The sequence below is a fragment of the Streptomyces tubercidicus genome, from assembly GCF_027497495.1.
GTDB classification, from domain to species: domain Bacteria; phylum Actinomycetota; class Actinomycetes; order Streptomycetales; family Streptomycetaceae; genus Streptomyces; species Streptomyces tubercidicus.
This window is the reverse complement of sequence record NZ_CP114205.1, coordinates 5,580,959-5,607,163: the sequence shown is the minus strand read 5'-3', so window position 1 is coordinate 5,607,163 and position 26,205 is coordinate 5,580,959. Positions and strand designations below refer to the sequence as shown.

21 protein-coding genes are annotated in these 26,205 nt (G+C 69.3%); 19 read left to right on the top strand and 2 right to left on the bottom strand.

Features of this window, described 5'->3' with window-relative positions; all coding sequences use genetic code 11:
* The first annotated feature begins 43 nt into the window (after positions 1-43).
* The 13 genes from nirB to STRTU_RS24275 all read left to right on the top strand — a co-directional run bounded on the left by nirB (position 44) and on the right by STRTU_RS24275 (position 19,298).
* A complete protein-coding gene (gene nirB / locus STRTU_RS24335; protein WP_159746152.1) occupies positions 44-2,749 on the top strand; it encodes a nitrite reductase large subunit NirB in 2,706 nt (901 codons plus the stop codon).
* Positions 2,750-2,766: 17 nt separating this feature from the next.
* Positions 2,767-3,141 (top strand): nitrite reductase small subunit NirD, encoded by a 375-nt coding sequence (gene nirD, locus STRTU_RS24330; protein ID WP_159746150.1) that lies wholly within the window; start codon positions 2,767-2,769, stop codon positions 3,139-3,141.
* A 177-nt stretch (positions 3,142-3,318) separates the two neighbouring features.
* Positions 3,319-4,263 (top strand): oxidoreductase, encoded by a 945-nt coding sequence (locus STRTU_RS24325; protein WP_159746148.1) that lies wholly within the window; start codon positions 3,319-3,321, stop codon positions 4,261-4,263.
* Between the two features lie 404 nt (positions 4,264-4,667).
* The gene (locus STRTU_RS24320; RefSeq protein WP_159746146.1) at positions 4,668-5,072 is read left to right on the top strand and encodes an RDD family protein; all 405 of its coding nucleotides are present in this window, start codon (positions 4,668-4,670) and stop codon (positions 5,070-5,072) included.
* A gap of 246 nt (positions 5,073-5,318) precedes the next feature.
* Positions 5,319-7,325 (top strand): APC family permease, encoded by a 2,007-nt coding sequence (locus STRTU_RS24315; RefSeq protein WP_159746144.1) that lies wholly within the window; start codon positions 5,319-5,321, stop codon positions 7,323-7,325.
* A 36-nt stretch (positions 7,326-7,361) separates the two neighbouring features.
* Positions 7,362-8,159: a maleylpyruvate isomerase family mycothiol-dependent enzyme gene (locus tag STRTU_RS24310; protein WP_159746142.1), complete on the top strand. Its 798-nt coding sequence runs from the start codon at positions 7,362-7,364 to the stop codon at positions 8,157-8,159.
* 159 nt (positions 8,160-8,318) lie between these two features.
* The gene (locus tag STRTU_RS24305) at positions 8,319-8,687 is read left to right on the top strand and encodes a hypothetical protein (protein ID WP_159746140.1); all 369 of its coding nucleotides are present in this window, start codon (positions 8,319-8,321) and stop codon (positions 8,685-8,687) included.
* A gap of 107 nt (positions 8,688-8,794) precedes the next feature.
* The gene (locus tag STRTU_RS24300; RefSeq protein WP_159746138.1) at positions 8,795-9,292 is read left to right on the top strand and encodes a hypothetical protein; all 498 of its coding nucleotides are present in this window, start codon (positions 8,795-8,797) and stop codon (positions 9,290-9,292) included.
* Between the two features lie 96 nt (positions 9,293-9,388).
* On the top strand, positions 9,389-17,383 hold the full coding sequence (locus tag STRTU_RS24295; RefSeq protein WP_159746136.1) for a toxin glutamine deamidase domain-containing protein: 7,995 nt from the start codon (positions 9,389-9,391) through the stop codon (positions 17,381-17,383).
* A 2-nt stretch (positions 17,384-17,385) separates the two neighbouring features.
* Complete coding sequence (locus STRTU_RS24290; protein WP_159746134.1) at positions 17,386-17,736, top strand: toxin-antitoxin system YwqK family antitoxin; 351 nt, start codon at positions 17,386-17,388, stop codon at positions 17,734-17,736.
* Positions 17,737-17,941: 205 nt separating this feature from the next.
* The gene (locus tag STRTU_RS24285) at positions 17,942-18,253 is read left to right on the top strand and encodes a hypothetical protein (protein ID WP_159746132.1); all 312 of its coding nucleotides are present in this window, start codon (positions 17,942-17,944) and stop codon (positions 18,251-18,253) included.
* A 92-nt stretch (positions 18,254-18,345) separates the two neighbouring features.
* Complete coding sequence (locus STRTU_RS24280) at positions 18,346-18,696, top strand: toxin-antitoxin system YwqK family antitoxin (protein WP_159746130.1); 351 nt, start codon at positions 18,346-18,348, stop codon at positions 18,694-18,696.
* Positions 18,697-18,740: 44 nt separating this feature from the next.
* Positions 18,741-19,298: a hypothetical protein gene (locus STRTU_RS24275; protein ID WP_159746128.1), complete on the top strand. Its 558-nt coding sequence runs from the start codon at positions 18,741-18,743 to the stop codon at positions 19,296-19,298.
* Between the two features lie 102 nt (positions 19,299-19,400).
* Here STRTU_RS24275 and aac(6') read toward each other — a convergent pair whose 3' ends face one another.
* Complete coding sequence (gene aac(6') / locus STRTU_RS24270; RefSeq protein WP_159746126.1) at positions 19,401-19,922, bottom strand: aminoglycoside 6'-N-acetyltransferase; 522 nt, start codon at positions 19,920-19,922, stop codon at positions 19,401-19,403.
* Between the two features lie 165 nt (positions 19,923-20,087).
* Between aac(6') and STRTU_RS24265 the strand changes: the two genes are divergently transcribed.
* From STRTU_RS24265 to STRTU_RS24245, 5 genes are all read left to right on the top strand, one after another.
* Positions 20,088-21,347, top strand: coding sequence for an ABC transporter substrate-binding protein (locus STRTU_RS24265; protein WP_174878917.1), 1,260 nt, complete (start codon positions 20,088-20,090; stop codon positions 21,345-21,347).
* On the top strand, positions 21,344-22,354 hold the full coding sequence (locus tag STRTU_RS24260) for a carbohydrate ABC transporter permease (RefSeq protein WP_159746124.1): 1,011 nt from the start codon (positions 21,344-21,346) through the stop codon (positions 22,352-22,354). Before STRTU_RS24265 ends, STRTU_RS24260 begins: the two co-directional genes overlap by 4 nt.
* A gap of 5 nt (positions 22,355-22,359) precedes the next feature.
* Positions 22,360-23,196 (top strand): carbohydrate ABC transporter permease, encoded by an 837-nt coding sequence (locus tag STRTU_RS24255; RefSeq protein ID WP_159746122.1) that lies wholly within the window; start codon positions 22,360-22,362, stop codon positions 23,194-23,196.
* Between the two features lie 40 nt (positions 23,197-23,236).
* Positions 23,237-23,377, top strand: coding sequence for a hypothetical protein (locus STRTU_RS24250; protein ID WP_158092687.1), 141 nt, complete (start codon positions 23,237-23,239; stop codon positions 23,375-23,377).
* A gap of 148 nt (positions 23,378-23,525) precedes the next feature.
* Entirely contained in the window at positions 23,526-24,497 is a 972-nt protein-coding gene (locus STRTU_RS24245; protein ID WP_371873650.1) for a TauD/TfdA dioxygenase family protein, read from the top strand.
* Positions 24,498-24,590: 93 nt separating this feature from the next.
* Here STRTU_RS24245 and STRTU_RS24240 read toward each other — a convergent pair whose 3' ends face one another.
* On the bottom strand, positions 24,591-25,436 hold the full coding sequence (locus tag STRTU_RS24240) for an ArsR/SmtB family transcription factor (RefSeq protein WP_159746120.1): 846 nt from the start codon (positions 25,434-25,436) through the stop codon (positions 24,591-24,593).
* A gap of 539 nt (positions 25,437-25,975) precedes the next feature.
* Here STRTU_RS24240 and STRTU_RS24235 point away from each other — a divergent pair.
* A complete protein-coding gene (locus STRTU_RS24235; RefSeq protein ID WP_159746118.1) occupies positions 25,976-26,185 on the top strand; it encodes a hypothetical protein in 210 nt (69 codons plus the stop codon).
* Positions 26,186-26,205: the final 20 nt, after the last annotated feature.

The following is a 26,205-nucleotide window of genomic DNA, read 5'->3' as shown; positions in this document are numbered from 1 at the left end:
GGCAGATGCGGGCGGGTAACAGCCGGACCGCAGGCTGAGGAACATGACCTCGATGCCGCCGCACCCGGAAGCCGCACCGGCCGCCACGCCGACCACCACATCGGCCGCCACCCCGGCCACCGCGCCTGGCACCACCCCCACTCTTGTCCTCGTCGGCCACGGCATGGTCGGCCAGCGCTTCCTGGAGGAGCTGGCCGACCGCGGCGTCACCGGGCGGGCGCGGGTGGTCGTACTGTGCGAGGAGCCCCGCCCGGCCTACGACCGCGTCCAGCTGACCTCGTACTTCGCCGGTCGGAGCCCGGACGACCTGAGCCTCGCCGAGCCGGATTTCCTGGCCCGGCACGGCATCGAACTGCACCTCGGCGACCCCGCCACGGCCGTCGACCGCACCACCCGCACGGTTACCGCCCGCTCCGGGCTGACCGTCCACTACGACGCCCTGGTGCTGGCCACCGGCTCGTACCCATTCGTCCCGCCTGTGCCGGGCAAGGACAGCACGGGATGTTTCGTCTACCGCACCCTCGAAGACCTGCTCGCCATCGAGGAGTACGCCAAGAATGCCCGCACCGGTGTGGTGGTCGGCGGCGGGCTGCTCGGCCTGGAGGCGGCCGGGGCGCTGAAGGGGCTGGGGCTGCGCACCCACATCGTGGAGTTCGCGCCGCGGCTGATGGCCCTCCAGGTAGACGAGGGCGGCGGCCGCGCGCTGCGCCGTACCGTCGAGGAGATGGGCCTGGAGGTGCAAACCGGCGTCGGCGGCAAGGAGATCGTCGCGGACGGGGCCGGTGCGGTGACCGCCATGGGCCTGTCGGACGACTCCGTCATCGAGACCGATCTGGTGGTCTTCTCGGCCGGTGTCCGGCCCCGCGACCAGCTCGCCCGGGACTGCGGGCTGCCGGTCGGCGCACGCGGCGGCATCGTCGTCGACGAGTGGTGCCGCACCGACGACCCGGACGTGTACGCGATCGGCGAGTGCGCGCTGGCCGCCGACGGCCGGGTCTACGGACTGGTCGCGCCCGGGTACGACATGGCCCGGGTGGCGGCCGGCAGCATCACCGACGCACTCTTCCCCGAGACCGGCACCGGCACCGGCACCCCCGAGGGCTTCACCGGCGCCGACCTGTCCACCAAGCTCAAGCTTCTCGGCGTGGACGTGGCGTCCTTCGGCGACGCGCAGGGCACCACCGAGGGCTGTCTGGACGTCGTCTACGCCGATGCCCGCAGCGGTGTCTACAAGAAGCTGGTGATCGGCGCAGCGGGCGAGCTGCTGGGCGGGGTGCTGGTCGGCGACGCCGAGGCGTACGGCATGCTGCGGCCGCTGACCGGCAGCGTTCCCCCGGTACCGGCCGAGCAACTGGTGCTGCCGGACGGGGCGTCGGGGGGCGGGGGCGCCGCGCTCGGCCCGTCCGCGCTGCCGGACAGCGCGGTGCTGTGCAACTGCCACAACGTCACCAAGGGGACGGTCCGGGCGGCGGTCACCGAGCACTCCTGCGGCACCCTCCCCGAGGTCAAGAAGTGCACCAAGGCCGGTACCGGCTGCGGCAGTTGCGTCAAGTCACTCACCGCCGTGCTGAACGACGAGCTGGCCGCGTCCGGCGCCACCATCGACACCGGGCTGTGCGGCTGCTTCCCGCACACCCGCGCCGAGCTCTACGAGATCGTCCGCACCCTGCGGCTGACGTCCTTCGCCGAGCTGCTGGACTCGCACGGCCGCCCGGAGGCGAGGAACGGCGACGGCTGCGAGATCTGCAAACCCACCGTCGGCTCGATCATCGCTTCGCTCGCCCCCAGTGTCGGCGCCGACGGCTATGTCCTGGACGGGGAGCAGGCCGCCCTCCAGGACACCAACGACCACTTCCTCGCCAACCTCCAGCGCAACGGCTCGTACTCGATCGTGCCGCGTATCCCCGGCGGGGAGATCACCCCGGACAAGCTGATCGTGATCGGCGAGGTGGCCCGCGACTTCGGCCTCTACACCAAGATCACCGGCGGCCAGCGGATCGATCTGTTCGGCGCCCGGGTCGATCAACTCCCGGAGGTATGGGCCCGGTTGGTGGACGCGGGCTTCGAGTCGGGGCATGCGTACGGGAAGGCGCTGCGCACCGTGAAGTCATGCGTGGGGCAGACCTGGTGCCGCTACGGCGTGCAGGACTCGGTCCGTATGGCCATCGAACTGGAGCTGCGCTACCGGGGACTGCGCTCCCCGCACAAGCTGAAGTCCGCGGTGTCCGGGTGCGCGCGGGAGTGCGCGGAGGCCCGCGGCAAGGACTTCGGCGTCATCGCCACCTCCCAGGGCTGGAATCTCTACGTCGGCGGTAACGGGGGCGCCGATCCGCGCCATGCCGATCTGCTCGCCCAGGACCTGAGCGACGCCGAACTGATCCGGCTGATCGACCGGTTCCTGATGTTTTACATCCGTACGGCGGACCGACTGGAGCGCACCTCCGCCTGGCTGGAGCGGATCGACGGCGGGCTCGACCACGTCCGGGATGTCGTCGTCCATGACTCCCTGGGGCTGGGTGACGAGCTGGAGGCCCTGATGGCCGCGCATGTCACCCATTACCGCGACGAATGGGCCGAGACCCTCGCCGACCCCGAGCGGCTGGCCCGCTTCGTCTCCTTCGTCAACGCGCCCGACGCACCGGATCCGTCCGTCCGCTTCGTGCCGGAGCGCGACCAGGTCAAGCCGGACCTGACGCTGCTGGCCGGCCCGACTCTGCCCGTACGCAGCCTGGAAGGGGCTTCCGTCTGATGAGTCCGATGAGCCTGATGAGCATCGCTGCCGGCGATACCGCCACTACGGCCGTCACGGTGGAGATCCGCTGCCCCCGGGGCTGGGTCGCGGTCTGCACCCTGGACGACCTCCTCCCGGGGCGCGGTGTCGCCGCGCTCCTCCCGGACGGCACCCAGGCCGCGCTCTTCACCGACCGCGCCGGGCAGGTCTATGCGATCGCCAACCGCGACCCGTTCACCGGCGCCCAGGTCCTCTCCCGCGGCCTGACCGGCTCGGCCGACGGCCGCCCCTTCGTGGCATCGCCCCTGCTCAAGCAGCGTTTCGACCTGGCATCGGGCGGCTGCCTGGACGATCCGTCGGTGTCGGTGCCGGTGTATCGCGTACGGGTGGGGGCGGGGGGCGACAGCTGAGAACGTGCCACCGTAGTGGAGAACGGGCCCGGCCAGGGCTGCGCCTGGCCGCGATGGACCGGGTGGCCGCCGCCTGGGACACCCGGCCCTCGGCCCCTCTCATCCCGTCTGCCCCTCCCTCCCCATCCGCCCCAGCGTGCGGCGTAACCTGGTTGCCCCCTACGGAGGAGTGCAGGCGTGACCAGGTGGAACACCAGCCACATCCCCGACCAGACAGGCCGCTCGGCAGTCGTCACGGGCGCGAACAGCGGCATCGGCTATGTCACCGCGCGCGAACTGGCCCGCAAGGGCGCCCGCGTGCTGCTGGCCTGCCGCAATGAGGAGCGCGGGATCGCCGCCCTGGAGCGGCTGCGCTCCGAAGTCCCCACCGCCGAGGCCGAGTTCCGGGCGCTGGACCTTGCCGATCTGTCCTCCGTACGGGACTTCGCCGCCGCCCTCGACGACTTCGACGGCGACCGGCTCGACCTGCTGATCAACAACGCGGGCGTGATGGCCCTGCCGCACCGCACCACCGCCGACGGCTTCGAGATGCAGTTCGGCACCAACCACCTCGGCCACTTCGCGCTGACCGGGCTGCTGCTGCCCAAGCTCCTCGCCACGCCCGGCGCCCGGGTCGTCACCGTCTCCAGCATGCTGCACGCCCTCGCCGACCTCGACTACAGCGACCTCAACAGCGAGCACTCCTACCGCCGTTGGATCGCCTACGGCCGTTCCAAGAGCGCCAACCTGCTCTTCGTCCACGAGCTGACCCGGCGGCTGGCCGCGGCCGGTTCGCGGGTCGTCGCGGCCGCCTCGCACCCCGGATACGCCGCCACCAATCTCGCGACCGCGGGCGTCCGGATGGAGGGCCGCACCTCTGCCGAGCGCATGGTCGGCGTGGCCAACCGGGTGCTCGCCCAGTCCGCGGACGGCGGCGCCCTGGGCACGCTCTGCGCGGCCACCGCCCCGCACATGCGGCCGGGCTCCTTCATCGGCCCGCGCAGCGGACTGCGCGGCGCCCCCGCCCCGTCCTTCCGCGCCCCCTGGACCAGGAAGGCCGCGAACGGCGAACGCCTGTGGGCCGCCTCGGAGCAACTCACCGGTGTCCACTACGACTTCGCACGGCCCGCTGCGGCGTTCTGACCCGACGGGCGCGACGGCGACACCGGTACGGCATGGAAAGATCCGGACCTGTGTACGAGCGACCTTTCTCTCCGCAGCAACCCGGCCGGCAGGGCCCGCCGCCCCAGCAGCCCTACCAACAGCCCTATCAACCGCACCCGTATCAGGGGCCGCCACAAGCCGCCGCTCCCCAGTACGGGTCACCGCAGCAGGCTCCCCAGTACGGGGAGTCGCCGCACCCATATCAGGGGCCGCCCCACCCGGGCCCTCCCCAACAGCCGTACCCGGCACCGCCGCAGCAGCCGTATGCGGGATCGCCGCAGCCGTACCCGGGGCCGTCGCACCCGTATCCCCCGCAGCCGGCTCCGCATTCCCCGTACCCGCCGCAGGCCGCGGCTCCGCGAGTCCCCAAAGAAGCGGGGGACATGCGCCGGTTCGGGGCGATCCTCCTGGACGGGCTGCTGGCCCTGATCGCCGGTTACGTCGCCCTGAACTCCGCCGACCACGCCGGTCTGCCCGCCCTGCAGACGTTCTACGCCGTCGCCGGCGCGGCCTTCGGGCTGTCGTTCCTCAACCATGTGCTGCTGACCCGGATCGCCGGCGCGAGCCTCGGCAAGTTCGCCGTCCGCACCCGCGTCGTCCGCGAAGCGGACGCCAGCCGTCCGCGCCTCCCCCGGCTGTTCCGCCGCTGGCTGGGCGGCTACCTCTTCCTGGTGGTCTGGATCATCGCCGCCTGCTTCGACATGGAGGACGACCCCGAGGACTTCTGCGGGGTCCGGCTGGTCCGCTACCAGGACCTACAGGCGCTCATTCCGGCATACGGGCGCTGAGCGGGGCGGGGCGGGGCGCGGGGCCGGGGCGGAGCGGCGGGCGTGTGCCCGGTACTTCACCGGCGCCCCGCCGGCTCCCCGTACGGGGAAGCACCTGACGGCTTCCTCCCCTGCCCCTCCCCGCGTCAAGAACCCGTGAAGAACCGGCCGCCGCCCGCCAAGGGGCCGCCAAGGCCGCGGGTGGCGGCCGTCGCGCCCCGCACGCTGGCCTGGTCCCGCACGGTGCGCACGGAGGTACGACGAACAATGCCGCAGGTATCCCAGCCCGAGGGCCGGCCGGAAGAACCACCGGATACCGCCGCCAGCGCCGTCACCACCACCCGGCCCGGCGGCACCGGCCCGGGTCCCGTGTCCCGCCCCGGCCCCGGCGGCTCCCGCACGGGCACAGCCGTCAACGCCACCCCCGGCCACGCCCACTCCGGCGCCCCCACCACCGCTCCGGCCTCCGAATCCGACGCCCGCCACCGCCTCACCGCCCTCCAGGGCCTGGCCGCCCTCTCCCTCGACGCCATGGCGTCCGTGGCCTACGGCCCCGAGTCGATCGTGCTGGTCCTGGCCGCGGCGGGCGGCTACGGCCTCGGTTTCACGCTCCCCGTCACCCTCGCCATCGCCGCCCTGCTCGCCGTCCTGGTCGCCTCGTACCGTCAGGTGATCGCGGCCTTCCCCGATGGGGGCGGCTCCTACGCCGTGGCCAAGACGCACCTCGGCCGCCGCACCTCCCTGGTCGCCGCCGCCTCCCTCGTCCTCGACTACGTGCTGAACGTCGCCGTCTCGGTGACGGCCGGTGTCGCGGCGCTGACCTCGGCCTTTCCCGCCCTCTACGACGACCGGGTGGGGATCTGCCTGGCGGTCCTCGTCCTCATCACCGCCATCAACCTGCGCGGCATCGTCGACTCGGCACGGGCCTTCCTGATTCCCACCGCGGTCTTCGTCGGCGCCATCCTGACGATGGTCGCCGTCGGCCTCTTCCGTACTGCCCCCGTCTCCACCGCCACCGCCGACGGACACGCCTCCGTCCTCGCCGACAACGCCACCGCGGTCGGCGCGCTGCTGCTGCTCAAGGCGTTCGCGTCCGGCTGCTCGGCGCTGACCGGGGTGGAGGCGGTCGCCAACGCGGTGCCGTCCTTCCGGGCCCCGGCGGCCCGGCGCGCCCAGCGCACCGAGGTCGCGCTGGGTGCCCTGCTCGGGGTGATGCTGATCGGGCTGTCCGTCCTGATCGGCCGCTTCCACCTCCAGCCAGTGGAGGGCGTCACCGTCCTCGCCCAGCTCGCGGACGCCTCGCTCGGCCACAACGCGGCGTTCTACGTCGTCCAGTTCGCCACGATGGTGCTGCTGGCCCTCGCCGCGAACACCTCCTTCGGCGGCTTGCCCGTCCTGATGGGCCTACTGGCACGGGACAACTACCTCCCGCATGTCTTCGGCTTGAAGGCGGACCGCCAGGTGCACCGCCACGGCGTATTGGCGCTGGCCGCCGTCGCCGCCCTGCTGCTGGTCTTCTCCGGCGGCGATATGAACACCCTCGTCCCGCTGTTCGCCATCGGTGTCTTCGTCGGCTTCACCATCTGCCAGACCGGCATGGTCCGTCACTGGCGGCGCGAACGCTCGCCCCGCTGGCGGGGCAAGGCCCTGCTGAACGGCGTCGGCGCGCTGCTCACCGGCGTCTCGGCGCTCGTCGTCACCGCCACCAAATTCACCGAGGGCGCCTGGCTGATCGTCATCGCCCTGCCGCTCCTGGTCCTCGTCTTCGAGGCGGTGCACCGCGCCTATGCCCGGATCGGCGCGTGCCTGGGCCTGGGCCGCCTCCCCGAACCCCCGCGCCGCGCCCGCTCCCTGGTCGTCGTCCCCGTCTCGCACCTCTCCCGGCTCACCGGCGAGGCCCTGAACGCGGCGGTGTCCCTGGGCGACGAGGTGGTGGCGGTCACCGTCACCCATGACACCCCCGAGGACCGCCCGGCCACCGAGGCCCTCCGCCGCGACTGGGAACTCTGGAACCCCGGCGTGGAACTCCTCGAACTGCCCTCGGCCACCCGCTCCGTCGGCCGCCCCATCGCCGCCTACGTCAGCGGGCTGGCGGCCTGCCACCCCGGCACCCGCATCACCGTGCTGATCCCGGAGGCCGAACCCGCCCACCTCTGGCAGCGCCTGCTCCAGAACCAGCGCGGCGCGGTCGTCGCGCACGCGGTCCGCCGGGACACCGACGCGGCGATCTGCCGACTTCGCTTTCGCCTGGCGCCGCGCACTCACACGCGGTGACGACCCATTGTCAGTGGCGTCACTTACCGTAACGACATGGACCTCACCATGGATTACGCCGACCACTGCGCCGAAATCATCCACCAGGCCGAGCTGCTGACCTCCCGCATCGACGAGGGCACGAACCTGACGGCCATCGTGCCTTCCTGCCCCGACTGGAACCTCGCCCAGCTGCTCCGGCATCTGGGCGAGGCGCACCGCTGGGTCGAGGAACTCGTCCGGACCCGGGCGACCGAGCCCCCACCCGACACCGCGCTCAGAGTCCTCCCCCGCGACACCACCGAGCCCCCGGCCGCGCTCGCCGCCTGGCTCACGGAGGGCGCCCGGCTCCTCGCGGACACCCTCCGTGCCGCGGGCCCCGACGCCCGTATCTGGACCCCGCTCCCCTCCGGCTCCCCGCGCTTCTTCGCCCGCCGCATGGCCCACGAGACGGTCATGCACCGAGCGGACGCCACCCTCACCCTCGGCGTGGACTTCACCGTCGACCCACGGGTCGCCCTCGACTGCCTCGACGAATGGATGGAACTGGGCTCCCTGCCCGAGATGTTCGACTACCACCCCGACCGTCGCGAACTACTGGGCCCCGGCCGCACCCTCCACTTTCAGGCCACGGACACCCCACCGGAAGCGGCCGCCAACTGGCTCGTCGACCTCACCGGCGACACCCTCGCCTGGCGCCGCACCCAGGAACCGGCCGCCGTCTCCGTCCGCGCGCCCCTGACGGACCTCCTACTCCTCATCTACGGCCGCGCCCCCGCCGACAGCGGCGCCTACGAGATCACCGGCGACGCCGAACTGCTGGAATTCTGGCTGGCGCGGGTCCTGTTCGGGTGAGGGTCTGCTGCCGACCGGACACCGTGGAGAGCTGCGCAGAAGAGCAGTGAAAGCACGGGTTCGCCGGCCGACTGCTGCCGCCCGGACGTGAACCAATCGGCCCACCAGGGCGTGAGTTAGTTTGACCATCCACCGGATCAGCAACAGGGAGCCAGCACGATGACCGAATACCACCCGCAGGGCAGCGTCCCCAGCCTTCCCCCCACGCCACCCGTGATCCGTCCCCGGCTTGGGCCGGAGCCCCTGCCGACAAATGAGGCAGAGGCGCTGGAGATCGGCCAAAAGTACTTCCCCGAGGTCGGCTCACCCGGTGGACCGAGCTCGCTGTACGTGCATGAATTCGACATCGGCTACCTCATCCATGCGGGCTGGCCGGCAATCGCGGACTCCACTGGCCGCCCCTCGTCCCCGGGGGGAAGCAACATCGTCATCTCCAAGATCGACGGCCAGGTGGCAAGCGTGCCCAACTTCCCCGAGGAGACGGCGGTGGAGATTTATCGCAACGTGTACCGCCCGGACAGCTCCTGAGCCCGGCGGGTCGCCCGCCGGAGGGGAGCCCTGGCGGGCGATCAGCGATGCCCGTTAAACTTTGGCTTGAATCGCATGAAGTAACCAGTACGAGCACGGGGGATGTTGTGGCTGGCGCTGGCGGGTTCCAGACGGATGTGGAGAGCCTCAAGCACGAGGGGGCGAACATCGTCAAGCTCGGCGATGACTTCGCATCGTCGGTCGCGCGGCTGATGGACGGCCTGCACAAGCTGAATGCCGGCCCGCCGAGCAACGGCAAGGAGAAGGCACCGCCCGAGAGGTCGCAGGGCGAGCAATTCCTGAGCGGTCTGCTGACCTTCAACAGCAAGAACGGCGCCCCGCCGTGGGGCGATGACGAGCTCGGCGAGAACTTCGGTGTCGTCTATGAGGGTGTGCGGGACGGCATGTACGAGTCGATGGGTCATCTCGTCGCCAAGGTCCAGGAGATCGGCAAGGCACTGAAGTCGATGTCCAAAAACCATGCGGAGAACGAGGACTTCAACGACTCGCTGATGAAGCAGCACGTCGAGAACAAAAGGGCATGGCAGGACCCGACGGTCGACCCCAATGTCCATACCTCCATCACGCCCGCGCGGCACCACTAGCCACCGCCGGCCGCTCCACAGTTTTTGCCGTAGTGGCCCGTCCGGGCCACGTCCGGTCCGTGCCTGAATGCACTTTTTTCACGGGGGAGTTCCACCTTGTCTTTGAATCCACCGAATGCCGTTGAGTGGGTCCTGGACATGCTCGGCTTCAACTGGCCGCATGCGGACGAAGACAAAATGATGGAGTGCGCGCAGGTCTGGCGTGATTTCGCGGCGGAGATCACGGAGCACCAGGCCCGCGGCAGGACCTATGCGAGCAATGTGCTCGGGGAGAACTCCGGTGACGCCATCGAGGGGTTCAGCAAGGCGTGGGAGAAGCTCGGCGGCAACTCGGGGTATCTGAACGATGCCCGTGAGGCGGCCGAGATCATCGCCTTCACCTTGGAGGCCGCCGCGATGCTGGTCCTCGGCATGAAGGTCGCCGTGATTGTCCAGCTGGTGATTCTGGCCACGGAGATCATCGCGGCGCAGGCCGCGGCCCCGTTCACGCTCGGTCTGTCCGAAATCGGGGGCGCGGCGGCCACGCTGGCGACACGTGAGGCGGTCCGCAGGATCCTCAAGAAGGTCGCCAAGGAGCTCCTGCAAGCGATCATGGAGGCCGCCAAGGAGCCGGTGATCTCCGCACTGCAGGCCATGGCTTCCGACCTCATCACCCAGACCGTCAACCAGAACTTCGGCGCCCAGAAGGGCTACGACCTCGGCCGCACCGCCAAGGAGGGCAAGAAGGCCGCCGGCGACGCCCTCAAGAACACCGGCGAGACCCTCGGCGAGAGCCTCCGCGACGGCGCCGGCAGCCGCGCAGGCCGCCGCGCCCGCGGCGGCCTGGACAGCGCCGCGGGACACGGAAGCGAACACAGCGACTCGGGCGGCAGCGGCAGCGATGGCGGCTCCGGCAGCTCGCGGAGCGGTTCCGGCAGCGGATCCGGCAGCAGCGGATCCGATGGTGGCGGGGCAGGAGATGGCTCCGGTAGTGGGTCGGATGGCGGCTCCGGTAGTGGGGCCGACGGTGGCGGCTCCGGCAGCAACTCGGCGTCCGGCTCGGGCAGCGGCTCCGACGGGGGCGGTTCCGGCAGCGCGTCCGGTGACTCCGGCGGCAGCAGCGGCGGCGACACCCGCGGCGGCTCGGACAGCGGCGGCTCCACCAGCCACTCCCCCCGCGCCTCGGACAACGTAGGCGCGGACGGCAGCAACAACTCCGGTGCGGACTCCGACTCGGGCCCCTCCAACAGCCCGGACGCCACCCCCAACGTCCCTGACGCCCAACCTCTTCCGCCGCCCGACCAGCGCTCCCCCTTCGACGAGGGTTACGCAGGCAACAACGACAGCCCGTACGGGACCTCCCCCACCTCCGACTCCGGCCCCACTGCGGACGACGGGCCCACCCCCGACTCGGACGGCCCCAGCTCAGACGCCTCCCGCCCGTCCCCTGACTCGTTCAGCACCCAGCCCGCCCCCGACAACACCCCCGACGCGTCCCGCCCGGACGCGGACAACATCAGCACCCAGCCCGCACGGGACACGACCCCTGAGGCCGTACGCCCGGACTCGGACAACGTCACCACCCAACCGGCCCCGGACAACACCCCGGACGGTGCACGCCCGGCCCCGGCTCCGGACAACACCCCGGACTCCGCCGGCCCGGACACACCCCAGGCGAGCGGGCCTTCACACCCCGACACCGCCCAGCCGACTCCGGCCCCGGACCCGTCGCCGACACCGGACCCCGTCGTCGGCAACCCGCCCTCTTCCGCCGACAACTCCACCGGCTCCCCCGACAGCAACGGCAACAACGGGGACAACTCCACCGGCAGCGGCGGCCGCCCCTCCATGCCGCACGCCGGCTCCGCTCCCCAGGGCGCCCCCGTACAGCACTCCCCCTCGTCCGGCCAGCCGATCCAGCAGCGCGACCCCGCCCCCGGCGACCCCATGCCGACCGTGGACGACGACACCACCGTCACCACCCAGTCCGCAGGCACCGCCACCATGCCCCCGCCCACCCAGCACACCGCCGACTCCGGCACACCCGCCGCCCCCACCCCGCACCAACAGGCCGCACAGCCCAACGTCCCCCAGGCCAACGGCCCGACGATGACGGGCGCCATCCCACCCCAGTCCGGCCCCACCACAGCCCCACCCCACAACGGCACCAACACGGGCAGGAACGCGAACGGGACCGGAAACGGAGACAGGAACGGGAACGGGAACGGGAACGGAAGCGCTTCCCCACGCCCCAACCGCCGCCCCGACGGCTCCCAGGCGATCCAGGACCACACCCAGCAGCCCACCCCGGACCGCCCCGCCTATAACCCGCGCCTCGACGGTCCCCGTCGCGACACCCCCACCACACCCCCCGGCAACAACCGCCGCCCCGACGGCTCGCAGATCGTCCGCGATCACACCGAGCAGCCCACCCCCGAACGCCCCCCGCACAACCCTCGTCTCGACGGCCCCGCCCGCGACGACGACTCCCGGCCCGAGAACTCCGATCCCCATCGCCCGGACTCGCCTGACCAGGCCGACAGCCACCCGCAGGCCCCTGCGGACCCGAGCGGTACCACCACGCACCCGGATGCGGCCCAGCAGTCGGACTCGCCCCATACGGACCGGCCTCAGGCCGACGGTCCCGACCAGGCCCCGTCACGCCCGGACGCCCAAAGCCCCGGCGCACCGAACCCCAACTTCCCCCACCCGCAGCAGCAGCCATACGCGCAGCACCAACAGCCATACGCCCAGCAGCAGCCGCACGTACAGAACCAGCAGCCGCAGCCAACCCCCTACGCGCAACAGCCGCAGCAGCACCAGCCCCCGCTGCAGAGTCACACACCCCTTCAGCAGCACCCGCAGCAGCACGCGCCCCAGCACCAGCAGTCCGCTCCGCACCAGCCCCCGCAGGTACACCAGCCACTGATCAACGATGGCCTGCCTCCGGACGCGCCGCACTCCCTTGACCGGATCCGCAACGAACTCCAGGGCGGCCCCCACGGGCTGCTCCGGGCTCGCACCATCGATCAGCAGCTGCTTGCTGGCGCGGTACCCCGGCATCCGGACGGCACGCCCGTCCGCCACCCGGATCCCTTCCAGCAGTGGGCCCAACTCCAGAACGACGGCGGTCCGGTCATGCCCGGCCGGTCCAACAACTGTGTGGATTGCAGCCGTTCCTTCCTGGAGACCTGGTTCGGTAACCCGCAGGTCTCCGTCCCGCGCACCTGGGACACCAACCCCGACGGCACCCTGGATCGCCGTACGGGCGAACGCAACGGAATCGCGAACATCAATCGCTGGGCCAACACACCTCTACGCCACTCCGGAGGAACGGCGGACGGATACGCGCGCATCGCCCACGACCTCCAAAACGCCGGCCATGGCGCCGGCTCCATCATCGTCGTGGAGTGGAAGGACGGCTCCTCCCACGCGTTCAACGCGGTCAATCACAACGGCCAGGTGGTCTGGGTCGATGCGCAGTCCGGTGCGGTCAGTCACCAGCCCCTCCACACCCAGGGTGTGAGGGTCTGGCACCTCACCGTCGACGCCAACCGCCAGCCCTACGTCCCCAACGCCCAGCAATCCGCCCAGCCCCAGCAACAGCACAACCAGCAGCAAGCACAACAGCAAGCTCAGGCTCAGGCACAGGCACAGCAGCAAGCGCAGGCGCAGGCGCAGGCACAGGCACAGGCACAGCAGCCCCAGCCGTACGCCCAACAGCAACAGCCCAACCCGTACCAGCAGCAGGCACAGCAACAGCAGCCAAGCCCGTACAACCAGCAGCCACCACACACCCAGCAGCCACAGCCGCAGCAGCAGAGCCCGCAACAGCAGCCCTACCCCCATCACCAGCAGCAACCGGGTCCGTTCCAGCAGCACCAGCCCGGCCCCCACAACCAGCAGCCCAACCCGTACCAGCAACAGCAGCCTGCTCCCTACGCACAGCCGCATCAGCAGCACCCGTACAACCAGCAGCAGCCGAGCCCGTACCAGCAGCACCAGCAGCAGCAGGTTCCGCAACAGCAGCCGAGCCCGTACAACCAGCAGCCGACGCCGCCGCAGCAGCAGCCGCAACAACCGAACCCCTACCAGCAGCAGCCATACGCCCAGCAGCAACCGCACGTACAGCACCAGCAGCCCCACCAGCAGCCGCAGCCAAACCCCTACCTGCAACAGCCGCAGCAGCATCAGCCCACGCTGCAGAGTCACACGCCCCCTCAGCAGCACCCGCAGCAGCACGCGCCCCAGCACCAACAGCCCCCACAGCAGCAGGCGCCGCACCACCAGCCGGCTCCCCACCACCAGCAGGCGCCGCACCACCAGCAACAGAACCCCCACCACGCGCAGCAACCGCCGAACCAGCATCCCCAGGGCCACACTCCGGTCCCGCAGCCCCCGCACGTCCGAAGGAACTCCGACGTACGCAGCGGACTCAACCACCGCCCGCACGGGCTGCACATGCCGTTCCAAAGCGACCAGCGCGCGCTGGAGGCGAGCTTTCCACGGCACCAGGACGGCACCCCACGGCCGTTCAACGACCCCTTCCAGCCCTGGGCCCAACTGCAGAACGACGGCGGCATGGGCGTACTCGGCCGATCCAACAACTGCGCCGACTGCACCCGCTCCTTCATGGACTCCTGGTACGGCAACCCCCAGGTCTCCGCACCCCGCACCCTCGACCCGGACGGCCAGGGCGGCATCGACGACAGGACCGGCGAACGCGACGGCGCCGTCCACATCGAACAGTTCGCAGGCACCGGATTCCGCTCCTCCGGCAACAAATCCAAGGACAGCTACCGCAACATAGCCAACGAGCTCCGCCAAGCCGGCCACGGCGCATCAGCAGCCGTCCTGGTCGCCTGGCCGAACAAGCCCAACGGCGAACTGGGCGGCTCACACGTCTTCAACGCCGTCAACCACAACGGGCGAGTCGTCTGGGTCGACAGCCAAAGCGGCAAAATCAGCAAACGCCCCATCCACACCCAAGCCGCAAAAGTCTGGCACCTCACCCTCGACGCCAACCGACAGCCCTTCATCCCCACCACAACCCAAAACCAACAACAAGCCCAAGCACACGCACAGGCCCAACAGCAGGCCCAGCAGCAGGCCCAGGCGCAGGCCCAGCAGGCCCACCCATACGCCCAGCAACAGCCCAACCCGTACCAACAGCACCAGCAGCAGGCACCGCAACAGCAACCGAGCCCCTACAACCAGCCATACCAACAACCCGGCCCGCACGCCCAACAGCAGGCACCGCACCACCAGCAGCCGGTCCCGCAGCAGCAGCCCAACCCGTACCAGCAACAGCAGCCTGCTCCCTACGCACAGCCGCATCAGCAGCACCCGTACGCCCAGCAGCAGCCCAGCCCATACCAGCAACACCAGCAGCAGGTTCCGCAACAGCAGCCAAGCCCGTACAACCAGCAGCCCACACCGCAGCAGCAGCCGCAACAACCGAACCCCTACCAGCAGCAGCCGCACCTACAGAACCAGCAGCCGCAGCCAAACCCCTACGCGCAACAGCCGCAGCAGCACCAGCCCACGCTGCAGAGTCACACACCCCCTCAGCAGCAGGTGCCACAGCAACCGACGCCTCAACAGCAGGCACCGCAGCAGCCAACGCCACAGCAGCAGGTTCCTCACCAGCAGCAGGTGCCACAACAGCCCACACCACAGCAGCAGACGCCACAGCAGCCAACGCCTCAACAGCAGGCACCACACACCCAACAGCAGACGCCGCAACAGTCACAGCCCCACCAGCAGCAGACGCCGCAGCAGCAGACGCCGCAGCAATCACAGCCCCACCAGCACCAGCCCCACCAACAACAGCCGCCCCACGAGCAGCCGCCCGTCAGCCAAGAGAACCCCACACCTCCGCAGAACCAGCAGGAGAACCCCACCACCCACGGCGCGATCCGCAACGATCTCGACCACCACCCCGAGGGTCTGCTTCCTCCGAACCCTCAGGACCAGCAGGCGCTGCAAAACGCCATGCCGCGCAACGAGGACGGCACCCCGCAGCGCTTCGCCAACCCCTTCGATTCGTGGGCCCAGCTCCAGAACGATGGCGGCAACACCGTCCCCGGCCGCAGCAACAACTGCGCCGACTGCTCCCGCTCCTTCTTGGAGACCTGGTTCGGCAACCCGCAGGTCTCCGCACCCCGTACTCCCGACACCGACAAGGACGGCAAGCCCGACACCTGGTCCCCGGAGCGGGCGTCCAATGAGAACCAGATTCGCTGGAGCGGCGCCAAGCACAGCTACGCCGGAGAGGGCAAGGACCCGAACACCGCCGCCCGTATCGCCAATGACCTCCTGAAGGCCGGTCACGGGTCGGCAGCGATCGTCCAGGTCAACTGGCCCAAGCCCGGGGGCGGCGGCCATGCCTTCAACGCCGTGAACTACCACGGCAAGATCGTCTGGATCGACACCCAGACCGGACAGGTCAGCCACGACCCCATCCACATCTCCAAGGCAACGCACGCCTTCTACATCCCCCTGGACGCCAACCGCCAGCCCCTCCACGCGGACATGGCGGTGCCCAAGCCCGACGGCGAGTCTGCAACCGAGCAGACCGAGCCCAAGCAGGACTCCGACACCACCGAACAGACCGAAACCAACACGGACAACACCTCCACCGAACAAGCGGAGGCGAAGCCCGAGAACTCGCCGACCGAACAGACGGAGCCCAAGCCCGACAACACCCCCACCGAACAGACGGAGCCCAAGCCCGACAACACCCCCACCAAGCAGGCGGAATCCAAGCCCGAGGACACTCCCGCTCCACACAACGACACCCCGGCAGACGAGTCGCCCAGTGACGCCGACGACACTGCACCGGACAAGGCGTCTACCGGCAAGGACTCCACTACGGGGCCGGAGAATGCGCCCACCGATAAGCAGGAGTCCACCACTTCCAGCAATCACGAAGGTGCCCCCAAGGGCCAAGGCGCGAGCGTCTCGCAACACCTCGCCAACGCCCTTCGCCACGACCGCAATCCGTTCATCTACGGCAGGCCCGAGGCACCCGGCAGCCAGCCACCCACACCGGACTCGCACCACGAGAACCCCGACACCGGCCAGCCGACCTCAACACCGACCCCTGAGAACCTCACCCAGCCCGAACCCAACGGGCCGGCCGAGCCGTCCGGCGACGATCCCGACACCGCGCAGCACGAAGACGACAACAAGCCTCCTGCCGACCCTGCGGAAGAGGAAGCAGACCAGACGGTCGACCACGACGAAGACCAGGGCGACGAAGTCGACGAGCCCACCGAGCGGCACAAGCCCCTGTCGGCGAGCGACGAGCGGGTTGATGTTCCCATCGACTTCGGGGACGTCGAGGACCCGGGCGACGCACCGGATATCAGCGACCCCAAGTTCAAGCTGGACAAATCTCGGGGCTCCATTGTCGAAACGATCGACCCCAAACGGGTGACCATCGAGAATGAGCTGATCACGGAGATCGACAAGAAGCCGGTCAAGCAATATCTTCAGGAGCTTTCCCATCAGCGCGCTCTGCATTACGCAGAGCTGGGATCGACGAAACGTGAAGGTCCGTGCTCGGCCCTTGCGATCGACCTTCGGACCGGAATCATCACCGAGGGCGTCAACGGTACGGCGAAGAACCTCATTCCACCGGAACACCTCCATCCGTTGTTGCGAGACAACTACATGGACATGGCCGTGTGGATGCATCCACTGATGGATTCACCGGACGTGCCCACCCAGAGGCCCGCGACCGACGAAAACGGTAGGCCCATTCCGGGGCAGAGGGTCGACTGGATTCTGGAGGGACAAGCTCACGAGGACCAGCCGTTGCGGCACGCCGAGGTCAAGGCCGTGAACGAATTGCTGTGGGCGCGTCAGCGGCAGCAAGAAGGCGAACTCGATCGCGAAGTTCTGAAGGAAATGCGGTTCGACCCCCGCTGGTTCAAGAACCCCAGCAGGGACAATCCCGACTTCACTCCGGGAGACTCGGCTCCGGCCTGCGCAAACTGCAACTGTATACTCAGGGACATACCCAGCTTCTCTGGCCGCTACCACTTCTCAAATCGCGATTATCGAAGGCAAGAGCCACAAGGATTCGAGCCACCCGCCTCGGAGTAAGAATGCGCATCGACGACGAAGACACCTACTTGGAAAACGGCAATATCGTCTACTACCAAGACAATCCATTCACCGGCGAAGTCGTTACGCACGACGAAGAGGGCCGAGTGATCAGCCTCGTCACCTACCTCGAAGGTTACGAGTCCGGCCCACAGACCGAGTGGTACCCCAATGGGTCGAAGAAGGAGGAGGGCACTTGCCGGTTGGGAGTGGCCGTCGGCGAGTGGCGTACGTGGCACCCAAACGGCCAACTCGCCGAGTTCTCCGTCTTCAGCCCCAAGGGGAGGTACCTGCAACGCCAGAGGTGGGACGAGGACGGAAACCTCACTGTGGACAAGACCTACACGGCGTGAGATATGGCCATGCGCAGTGAATTCGCAATGCGTCGTCAGAAGTGGAACGAGGACGGAAACCTCACGGAAATCAGTCCCTTCGCGTCCTGACCGCGCTGTTGCACGGTGACCGCGCCCCCGGGTTACCCACGGAAGAACAGTCTCCGCGCAAGAACCACCCCACCCAAGAACAATGCTCGCCAGGAGAGTCAGGAGAGAATCGGCTATGCCCCAGGACATCCCCGCACCGCCAGCCACCCCCGACGAAGCGCTCGCCATCGTCCGTAGTCGCTATGCCGAGCCCACGCTGGCCGACGGCTCCCCCGCTCCGATGCAGGTCGAGGAATTCGACATCGGCTACCTCGTGTACGCCGAGTACCCCGACACCACCGACGACTCGGGCGAGCCTCAGCCAGCTCCGCCCGGCGGAGCAACAATCATCGTGGCCAAGGACACCGGCGAAACCGTCACCGTGCCCAACCTCCCCACGGACTCAGCCATCGCCCTCTACCGCCAGCAGCGCCAGTCCCCCGCGTAGCAGGAACGGCCGCACACACAGCATCCCCCCGGATTCAGGGATCGCCCACTACCGCAAATGCTGAAGCGAATACCTCCCGCAACGGGATAACAATGCTCGTCGAGTATGAAGACACCTACCTGGACGACGATTTCCGCGTCCACTACGAGGATGAACTATTGACCGGTGAAGTCGTTCACCGGGACGGCACGGGCCGGGTGGTCGCTCAGATTTCCTACGTCGAGGGCGTGCCATCCGGTCCACAGGCCGAGTGGTATTCCGACGGGTCGAAGAAGAACGAAGGACAGACCAGGTACGGTCTTGCCATCGGAGAGTGGCGCCAGTGGTACCCAAATGGGCAGCTGGCCGAGCACTCCGTCTTCAATCTTCAGGGCAGGCGAGTGCGTCGTCAGCGATGGGACCAGGACGGGATCCTCGCCGAGGACAAGTCATTCGCCACCTGACGGGCGGCATCCTCCTTTCCGAGGGACTGTGCCTTCCGCTCTCCATGGAGATTACGGCGGCATATTGGGACGACGAGTTCGATCTGCCGCTCCCTTCACCCAGGCCCCGGCGGGAACACGGCATGCTGCGACGCCGTCGCCTCCCTGAAAGGCTGTACGCAAACTCGCGCTACCGGAACGAACTGCCGACCCTCGCGGAAGAGTTCGATGCGGCCACTGCCGCCAGCTTCATCAAGGATTTTCTTTCTTCTGACGACAGCGACGAGCCGGCCGTGGGTTGGGAAGATCTCGCATTCAACGCCACGGCCGCGCGCCTGCCCGATGACGATGGCCGGCACGAGCGCAGCAGCATTCGGATTGAGGTGGCGGGTTACCACCTCCACCACCCCATCGAAAGGCATGCGGGGAGTGACTGGGTCTACGGACCGATCGGTGCGTCCATCCTGCACGCACCGTTTGAGTTTCAAGTCCAAAGGGACCAGGGGGAGATGGTGTTCGATATGGCGATCTACTGGTCAACGTGGTCACCCGGCGGCCCGGGGCGGGCTGACGTGGAGAAGGGCCTGGCCGCTCTAGCGGAAGACGGATGGGTACAGGACTGAGGACACGGGGCGGGACAGGCAGGCACCTAACGGCAGCAGAGCAAATGCATCTGCCGGCCCGCCTCGCCGGATCGCTCGCTCCCTCAGTATCTCCCCGCCCCTTCACGTCAATTCATCCGCCAACAGATCCATCAACAGTGCATCCGCCCACCCACCCGTCCGATAGTCACGCCCATACGCGCGCATGATTCCCACCGGTTTGAAGCCGACCTTGCGATAGCTGCGGATGGCGGCGGTGTTGGCGGCGGCCGGGTCGATGGTCAGGCGGTGGTGGCCACGGGCGTGGATCAGCCAATGGGCGAGTGTGCGGACGGCGTCCGTGCCGAGGCCCCGGCCGTGCCGGCTCGACGTGAGGAAGATGTCGATGGCTGCGTGCCGGAATTCGGGGTCGGTCTCCTCGGAGTACTGGATCGCCCCGATGACCTCGTCGTCGAGGAGAATGGCGAGCATCTCCTGGTAGTCGTCGGGCACGGACCACCACGCCGCCACTTCCGGTTCCCGGACGATGCGGTCCAGTGTGGGGGCGTCCGCTTCCGTCGTCGGCCGCAGCAACACCGCCGTTCCGCGCAGTTTCCCCGGTGCTCCGCTCTCGCGCTGTCGGTCGTCATCACTGTCCGAGGTCATCTCCGCATTGTCCCGAGCGGGCAGGCAGAGGCAGGCGCAGTTCGGACAAAGGCGCCACACAGCAAAGACCCCCTGCCGCCCATCCCACCCATACGGCACCATGGACGATCACACCGTCGGTGATCGACCATCACCGGGACGTGACGACGCAGGGGGCGGGTTGCCATGGTGGAGATCGGCAGGCGGAGGGTGTTGGCGGCCGCGGGCGGGGGCGCCCTGGCCGCGGGGCTGGCGACGGCGTGTGGGTCCAACACCGGGCGGGGTGGCGGAAGTTCGGGGCCGGAGATCCGTCAGTGGTACCACCAGTACGGGGAGCCGGGCGCCGAGCGGGCCGTGAAGCGGTATGCCGCCGCGTACCGGAAGGCGGAGGTCTCGGTGCAGTGGCGGCCGGGGGATTACGACCGGCAGACGGCGGCGGCGCTGCTCACCGACTCGGGGCCGGATGTCTTCGAGGCCAACGGGCCGCTGCTGGAGCAGATCCAGGGCGGGCAGGTGGCCGATCTGACCGAGGTCGTCGAGCCGGTCAAGGATGACTTCCACCAGGCCGCGCTGGCGCCGAAGATCTGGCAGGACAAGGTCTGGGGCATCCCGCAGGTCGTGGACGTGCAGCTGCTCTATTACCGCAAGAGCCTGTTGCGGGACGCCGGGGTCGAGCCGCCGCGGACGCTCGATGAGCTGGTGGACGGGGCGAAGAAGCTCAGCGGGAGGAAGAGCAAGGGGTTGTTTCTGGGGAATGACGGTGGGGTCGGGGTGCTGGGCGGGACGCCGTTGTTCGCCGCCGGGCTGAGTCTGATCACCGAGGACGGGAAGGCCGGGTTCGATGATCCGGCGGCGGCCCGGACGCTCGGGAAGATCCGGCAGCTGTACGCGGACAAGTCCTTGCTGCTGGGCGCCCCTACGGACTGGTCCGATCCGGCCGCGTTCATCCAGGGGCTGACCGCGATGCAGTGGTCGGGGCTGTGGGCGCTGCCGCAGATCGAGAAGGCGCTGGGGGACGACTTCGGGGTGCTGCCGTTCCCGAAGGACGGAAGCGGCGGGAAGCCTTCCGTTCAGGTCGGCGCCTATGCCTGCGCGGTCAGTGCGAGGAGCAAGCGCCAGGCGGCGGCCAAGACCTTCGCGAAGTGGCTGTGGGTGGACCGCACCGACTATCAGCAGGATTTCGCGCTCTCGTACGGCTTCCACATCCCGGCCCGGATCTCCCTGGCGAAGAAAGCCGAGCAGTTGCGGCAGGGGCCGGCGGCGGACGCGGTCCGGTTCGCGACCGATCACGGCTATGCCGAACCGCTGTTGTGGACGACCGCGGACCGTACCGCCTATCAGGACGCGCTGAGCCGGATCATCAAGGACGGCGCCAACCCGGAGAGTGAGCTGAAGACCGTGGTGCGCAAGGTCAACGCCGAGCTGCAGCGGGTCAAGAAGAAATGACAGTGGGAGGGAGCGGAGGGGCAGTCGCAGAGCATCCGCCACCGTCCCGGACCCCGGCGGTGCCGGATGCCGGGCGACGACGCCCGCTCGGCGCCCGCCTCCTGGGCCCCCAGCGGCGGAACCTGTGGTTCTGGGCCTTCGTCGGCCCGTTCGCCCTCGGGCTGGGGCTGTTCACGTACGTGCCGCTGGCATGGAGCGTCTACCTGAGCTTCTTCGACGCGCACAACACGGTGAGCCCGTCCGGCTCGGACTTCGTCGGGCTGGGCAACTACACGGCGATGGTGACCAACGAGGCATTCCTCGGCAGCCTCGGCACCTTTGCGCTGTTCACGGTCTTCATCGTGCCGGCCACCTACGCCCTCTCGCTGGGGCTGGCGCTGATGGTCAACCGGCTGCGGATCGCCCAGGCGTTCTTCCGGTCGGTGTTCTTTCTGCCGACGGCCTGCTCGTATGTCGTCGCGGCGGTGATCTGGAAGCTGTCGATCTTCAACGGGGTGCGGTTCGGGCTGGCCAACACCGTGCTGGGGTGGTTCGGGGCGGACGGCACCGCCTGGCTGTCGACGACCGATCCGCCCTGGTACTGGCTGGTCATCGTGACCGTACGGCTGTGGCTGCAGGCCGGGTTCTACATGATCCTGTTTCTGGCCGGGCTGCAGCGGATCTCGCCGCAGCTGTACGAGGCGGCGGCGGTGGACGGGGCGCGGCCCGGCTGGCAGACCTTCCGGTATGTCACCTTTCCGCAGTTGCGGGCCACGTCCGTGGCGGTGGTCCTGCTGCTGGTGATCAATGCGTTCCAGGCGTTCGACGAGTTCTACAACCTGCTGAGCGATGCGCGCGGCTATCCGCCGTATGCGCGGCCGCCGTTGGTCTATCTCTACTACACGGCGCTCGGCCGGGATCAGAACCTCGGGCTGGGCAGTGCGGGCGCGGTGATCCTGGCGCTGATCATCGCGCTGGCGACGGTGGTGCAGGCCCGCTGGTTCGGCCTCGGCCGCAAGGAGGAGTGAGCGGGATGGACGATGCCCTGACGCGGGCCGGGCGGGCGCTGCGGGTGGTGCTGCTGGTCGCCCTGGCGCTGCTGTTCCTGGTGCCGTTCTATCTGCTGGTGCGGAACGGGCTGGCGACCGAACGGGACATCACCGCGCCCGACTGGACGTTCTTCCCGCGGGTGCTCCAGTGGTCGAATCTGACCGAGGTGTTCCAGGACCCGAATCTGCCGCTGGGGCGGGCGCTGCTCAACTCCACGCTGATCGCGGTGTCGACGACGGCCGGTACGGTGCTGCTGGCCTCGCTCGCGGGGTACGGCCTGGCCCGTATTCCGTACCGGCACGCCAATGCCGTCTTCTACGCGATCCTGGGGACGCTGATGGTCCCGGCGGCCGTGACGTTCGTGCCGAGCTTTGTGCTGGTGTCGTCGCTCGGGTGGATCTCCACGCTGCGCGGGCTGGTCATTCCGACGCTGTTCAGCGCGTTCGCCTGCTTCATCTTCCGGCAGTACTTCCTGGGCTTCCCCCGGGAGCTGGAGGACGCGGCGCGGGTCGACGGGCTCGGCTACTGGCGGACGTACTGGCGCATCGTGGTGCCCAACGCCCGGCCGGTCTTCGCCGCCGTCGGCACGATCGTCTTCATCGGCGCCTGGAACGCGTTCCTGTGGCCGCTGGTGATCGGGCAGGACCAGGAGGCATGGACGGTGCAGGTGGCCCTGTCGACGTTCACCACCGCGCAGAACCTCAATCTGCATGAGCTGTTCGTGGCCGCGGCGGTCTCGATCGCCCCGCTGGTGGTGGTGTTCCTGCTGTTGCAGCGGTACATCGTCGCGGGGGTGGAGCGCAGTGGGATCGATGACTGACGCATTGAGGACACCCGGCTGAGGGGGTACGGTGCGTGGCATGAGCACGCACCTGGACGTCCGTGAGGCGGAGCCGCGCGACCGCGGCCCCCACGGCGAGTGCGCGCCCCGCGGCCTGAGCTTTCTGCGCCGCCGCGGCCGGGTGGGATCTCCCCCGGCCGGCTGTTCCTGTACGTCCTGACGGCTCCGTGAGCTGATGTCCGGCCGCCGGTGATCCGGCGCCCGGCCCGGCCGGCGCCCCGGCGACGCCGCCCTCCCGCGCCCCACCGCACGCTGCCCCGCCCTGCTCTGCTCCCTCTCCCCTCCCTTTTCCCTTCCAGGAGGATCAGTTGACGACCCTTGCCGATGCCACAGCTTCCCGAACGGCCGCCCGCCCGGCCTCCCGCACACCCGCGCTGCGCCCCCACCGCATCCCCGCCGACGGCCTGTACGAAGGCCCCCGCCTGCTGCGCCGGACCCCCGACGGATGGGACGAGCGGCCCTACGAGCGCTTCGAGGTCGTACCTCAGGCGGCCACCATCGGGGCCGAAATCCGTGGGCTGGACCTGTCCCGGCCGCTGTCCGGGGAGCTGCGGGCGGAGCTGAACCGGGCGCTGCTGGAGTGGAAGGTGCTGTTCTTCCGCGGGCAGCGGCTGAGCTCCCGCGCACAGCGGGAATTCGCCGGGAATTGGGGCGAGCTGGAGACCAATCCGCTGCTGGCGCACCGTGATTCGAAGGACGTGGTGCGCTTCGACAAGGCGGCCGACGCGGTCCCGACGTTCGAGAATGTATGGCACACGGATGTGACGTTCCGGGAACGCCCGGCGATGGGCGCGGTGTTGCAACTGCGCGAGGTGCCGCCCGTCGGCGGCGACACGATGTGGGCCGATATGGCGGCGGCATACGACAATTTGCCTCCGGAAATCCAGGCACGGGTCAATGAGGCGCGGGCGGTGCACGACTATCTTCCGGGCTTCGCGCGCTTCTACTCCCCCGCTCAACTGGCGCCGTTTCAACAGGAGTTCCCGCCGGTCGAGCATCCGGTGGTGCGCCGGCACCCGGAGACGGGGCGGCGGATGCTGTTCGTCAACGCGTCCTTCACCACCCACATCGTGGGGCTCGGCCGGGCGGAGAGCGACCGGTTGCTACGGCTGTTGTTCCAGCAGGCGCAGGTGCCGGAGTTCCAGGTGCGCTGGCGCTGGCAGCCGGGGGATCTCGCGTTCTGGGACAACCGCGCCACCCAGCACTACGCCGTGAACGACTACGGGGCACACCGCCGGGTCGCCGAACGGGTCGCCATCGCGGGCGACCGCCCGTACTGACCGGAGCGCCGGTGGCGGCGCCCAGGGGCCGGGTGGTGTACCAGCCGCCCGGCACAAGCCCCTTGGCAGCCCCGCAGCCACCCCCAGCGCCCCTCATCGCAGCCGCTCGTACGCCGCCTCCTCCGACGGGCGCGCACCGCGCAGCAGGGCCGCGCCCAGCGGGGTGAGGGTGTGCAGCACCGCGTTCCCCTGCCGCAGGGTGAGCAGCAGACCGGCGTCGCGGAGCACCGTCGCATGCTGGCTGGCGGAGGCCACCGAGACATCGGCGCGACGGGCGAGTTCGCTGGTGGTGCAGCCGACGCCGATCCGCTGGAGTATCGCGGAGCGGGTCTGGCCGACCAGCCGGCCCAGCGAGCGCTCGGGCGGCAGCTGGGGGGTGAGCCGGGGCGCGGGGTGCTCCACGGGGTAGACCAGGACGGGCGTCAGCTCCGGGTTGTGGAACGTGACGGGGGTGCGGCGGCAGAAGTACGACGGCAGCAGCAACAGGCCCCGGCCGTTGAGGTGGAGATCGCGGTCCACCGGATAGTCGGCCTCCAGGACCGGCGGGCGCCAGCGCATCATCGGCGGGAGCGAGGCGAGCAGCCGGTCCGCGCCGCCGTCCAGCAGCGCCCGGCCGCGGGCCGCCCGGTCGGCCTCTATACGGCCCTGGACGCGCGGCCAGTACGGGGCGACGGCCGCCTCGTAGTAGCGCTGGAGTATCCCGGCGAGCCGGCCGAGGGCGCGGGTGTCGCCGTCGGCCATCGCCCGTATCCAGGACGGGAACGGGCGGGCGGCAGTGGAGAGCCGGGCGAGTTCGGCGCCCAGCCGTCCGGAGGGCGTCTCCCGCAGGGCGGCGAGCGCGTCACCCATCCCGAGCAGCCCTTCGGCGGGCGTCAGGAAATCCGGAAAATAGCCGCGGGTGGGCACCAGTGGTGCCAGCAGACGCGCTTCGCCATTCAACCTTCCCCGTGTTTCCGATCGCCATTTACCGAACGCCGAATCGTCCCGTCTGTCACGTAGCCGATGAAAGCTTAAGACGGTCTCCCACAGTGCGTCCGGGCGTGCCGCAATGCGCACACGGGCCAGATCGAGTCCACTGAAATGGACGCGTAACACCGAACCCCCACCCCTGGTTTCCTCAGTCGGCCCCCGGCACGCCTGAGTATGCACGCCAACACGCGCGGTCACCATGCCCTTTTGGCCAGACTTGAAAGTGGTCGCGCCACCAGGGCCCGCGGAGGAATGCTGTACTCAATTCAACGGCGGCACGAACGGACCGGGTTGCTCGATCCCGTGGGGGGTGATGGGCACACAACCGGCCGCTCGGCAGCCCCGTTGAAGGCCGCCTTCCCGCGCCGACCGGGGTGGCGGCAGCTCCCGAGGGGGGAGTCCGGAGAAAACGAGGGCGGCACCTCCGCACAGGTGCCGTCCTCGTCCACGGAGATCCCCACTCCTCCCCACCGGATGCACCCCCGGGACCACAGGCGCAGGCTGGAGGCATGGCCGAGCACCCGCCCGTCATCGTGCATCCGCCGTCCCCGACCGGTGGCCGGCGCGTCACGATCGAGGGCGAGATCCTCGGCCTCGCGTACAGCAGCATCGATCTTCTGGAGTTTCTGCGCCGGGCCGGTCTGGACACCGACGTGGTGTCGCTCGACGACCACGACTTGATCGAATGGCGGGGCGGCGGCCACAACGTCTGGATGTGACGGCCCGCCCCGCGAGAGAT

What these genes read in the sequence shown, in the direction of transcription:
- nirB (WP_159746152.1), top strand. Translation starts at nt 44, where the DNA reads ATGACCTCGATGCCGCCGCACCCGGAAGCCGCACCGGCCGCCACGCCG.
- nirD (WP_159746150.1), top strand. Translation starts at nt 2,767, where the DNA reads ATGAGCATCGCTGCCGGCGATACCGCCACTACGGCCGTCACGGTGGAG.
- STRTU_RS24320 (WP_159746146.1), top strand. Translation starts at nt 4,668, where the DNA reads ATGCGCCGGTTCGGGGCGATCCTCCTGGACGGGCTGCTGGCCCTGATC.
- STRTU_RS24315 (WP_159746144.1), top strand. Translation starts at nt 5,319, where the DNA reads ATGCCGCAGGTATCCCAGCCCGAGGGCCGGCCGGAAGAACCACCGGAT.
- STRTU_RS24310 (WP_159746142.1), top strand. Translation starts at nt 7,362, where the DNA reads ATGGACCTCACCATGGATTACGCCGACCACTGCGCCGAAATCATCCAC.
- STRTU_RS24305 (WP_159746140.1), top strand. Translation starts at nt 8,319, where the DNA reads ATGACCGAATACCACCCGCAGGGCAGCGTCCCCAGCCTTCCCCCCACG.
- STRTU_RS24290 (WP_159746134.1), top strand. Translation starts at nt 17,386, where the DNA reads ATGCGCATCGACGACGAAGACACCTACTTGGAAAACGGCAATATCGTC.
- STRTU_RS24285 (WP_159746132.1), top strand. Translation starts at nt 17,942, where the DNA reads ATGCCCCAGGACATCCCCGCACCGCCAGCCACCCCCGACGAAGCGCTC.
- STRTU_RS24280 (WP_159746130.1), top strand. Translation starts at nt 18,346, where the DNA reads ATGCTCGTCGAGTATGAAGACACCTACCTGGACGACGATTTCCGCGTC.
- STRTU_RS24275 (WP_159746128.1), top strand. Translation starts at nt 18,741, where the DNA reads ATGGAGATTACGGCGGCATATTGGGACGACGAGTTCGATCTGCCGCTC.
- STRTU_RS24265 (WP_174878917.1), top strand. Translation starts at nt 20,088, where the DNA reads ATGGTGGAGATCGGCAGGCGGAGGGTGTTGGCGGCCGCGGGCGGGGGC.
- STRTU_RS24260 (WP_159746124.1), top strand. Translation starts at nt 21,344, where the DNA reads ATGACAGTGGGAGGGAGCGGAGGGGCAGTCGCAGAGCATCCGCCACCG.
- STRTU_RS24255 (WP_159746122.1), top strand. Translation starts at nt 22,360, where the DNA reads ATGGACGATGCCCTGACGCGGGCCGGGCGGGCGCTGCGGGTGGTGCTG.
- STRTU_RS24250 (WP_158092687.1), top strand. Translation starts at nt 23,237, where the DNA reads ATGAGCACGCACCTGGACGTCCGTGAGGCGGAGCCGCGCGACCGCGGC.
- STRTU_RS24235 (WP_159746118.1), top strand. Translation starts at nt 25,976, where the DNA reads ATGGCCGAGCACCCGCCCGTCATCGTGCATCCGCCGTCCCCGACCGGT.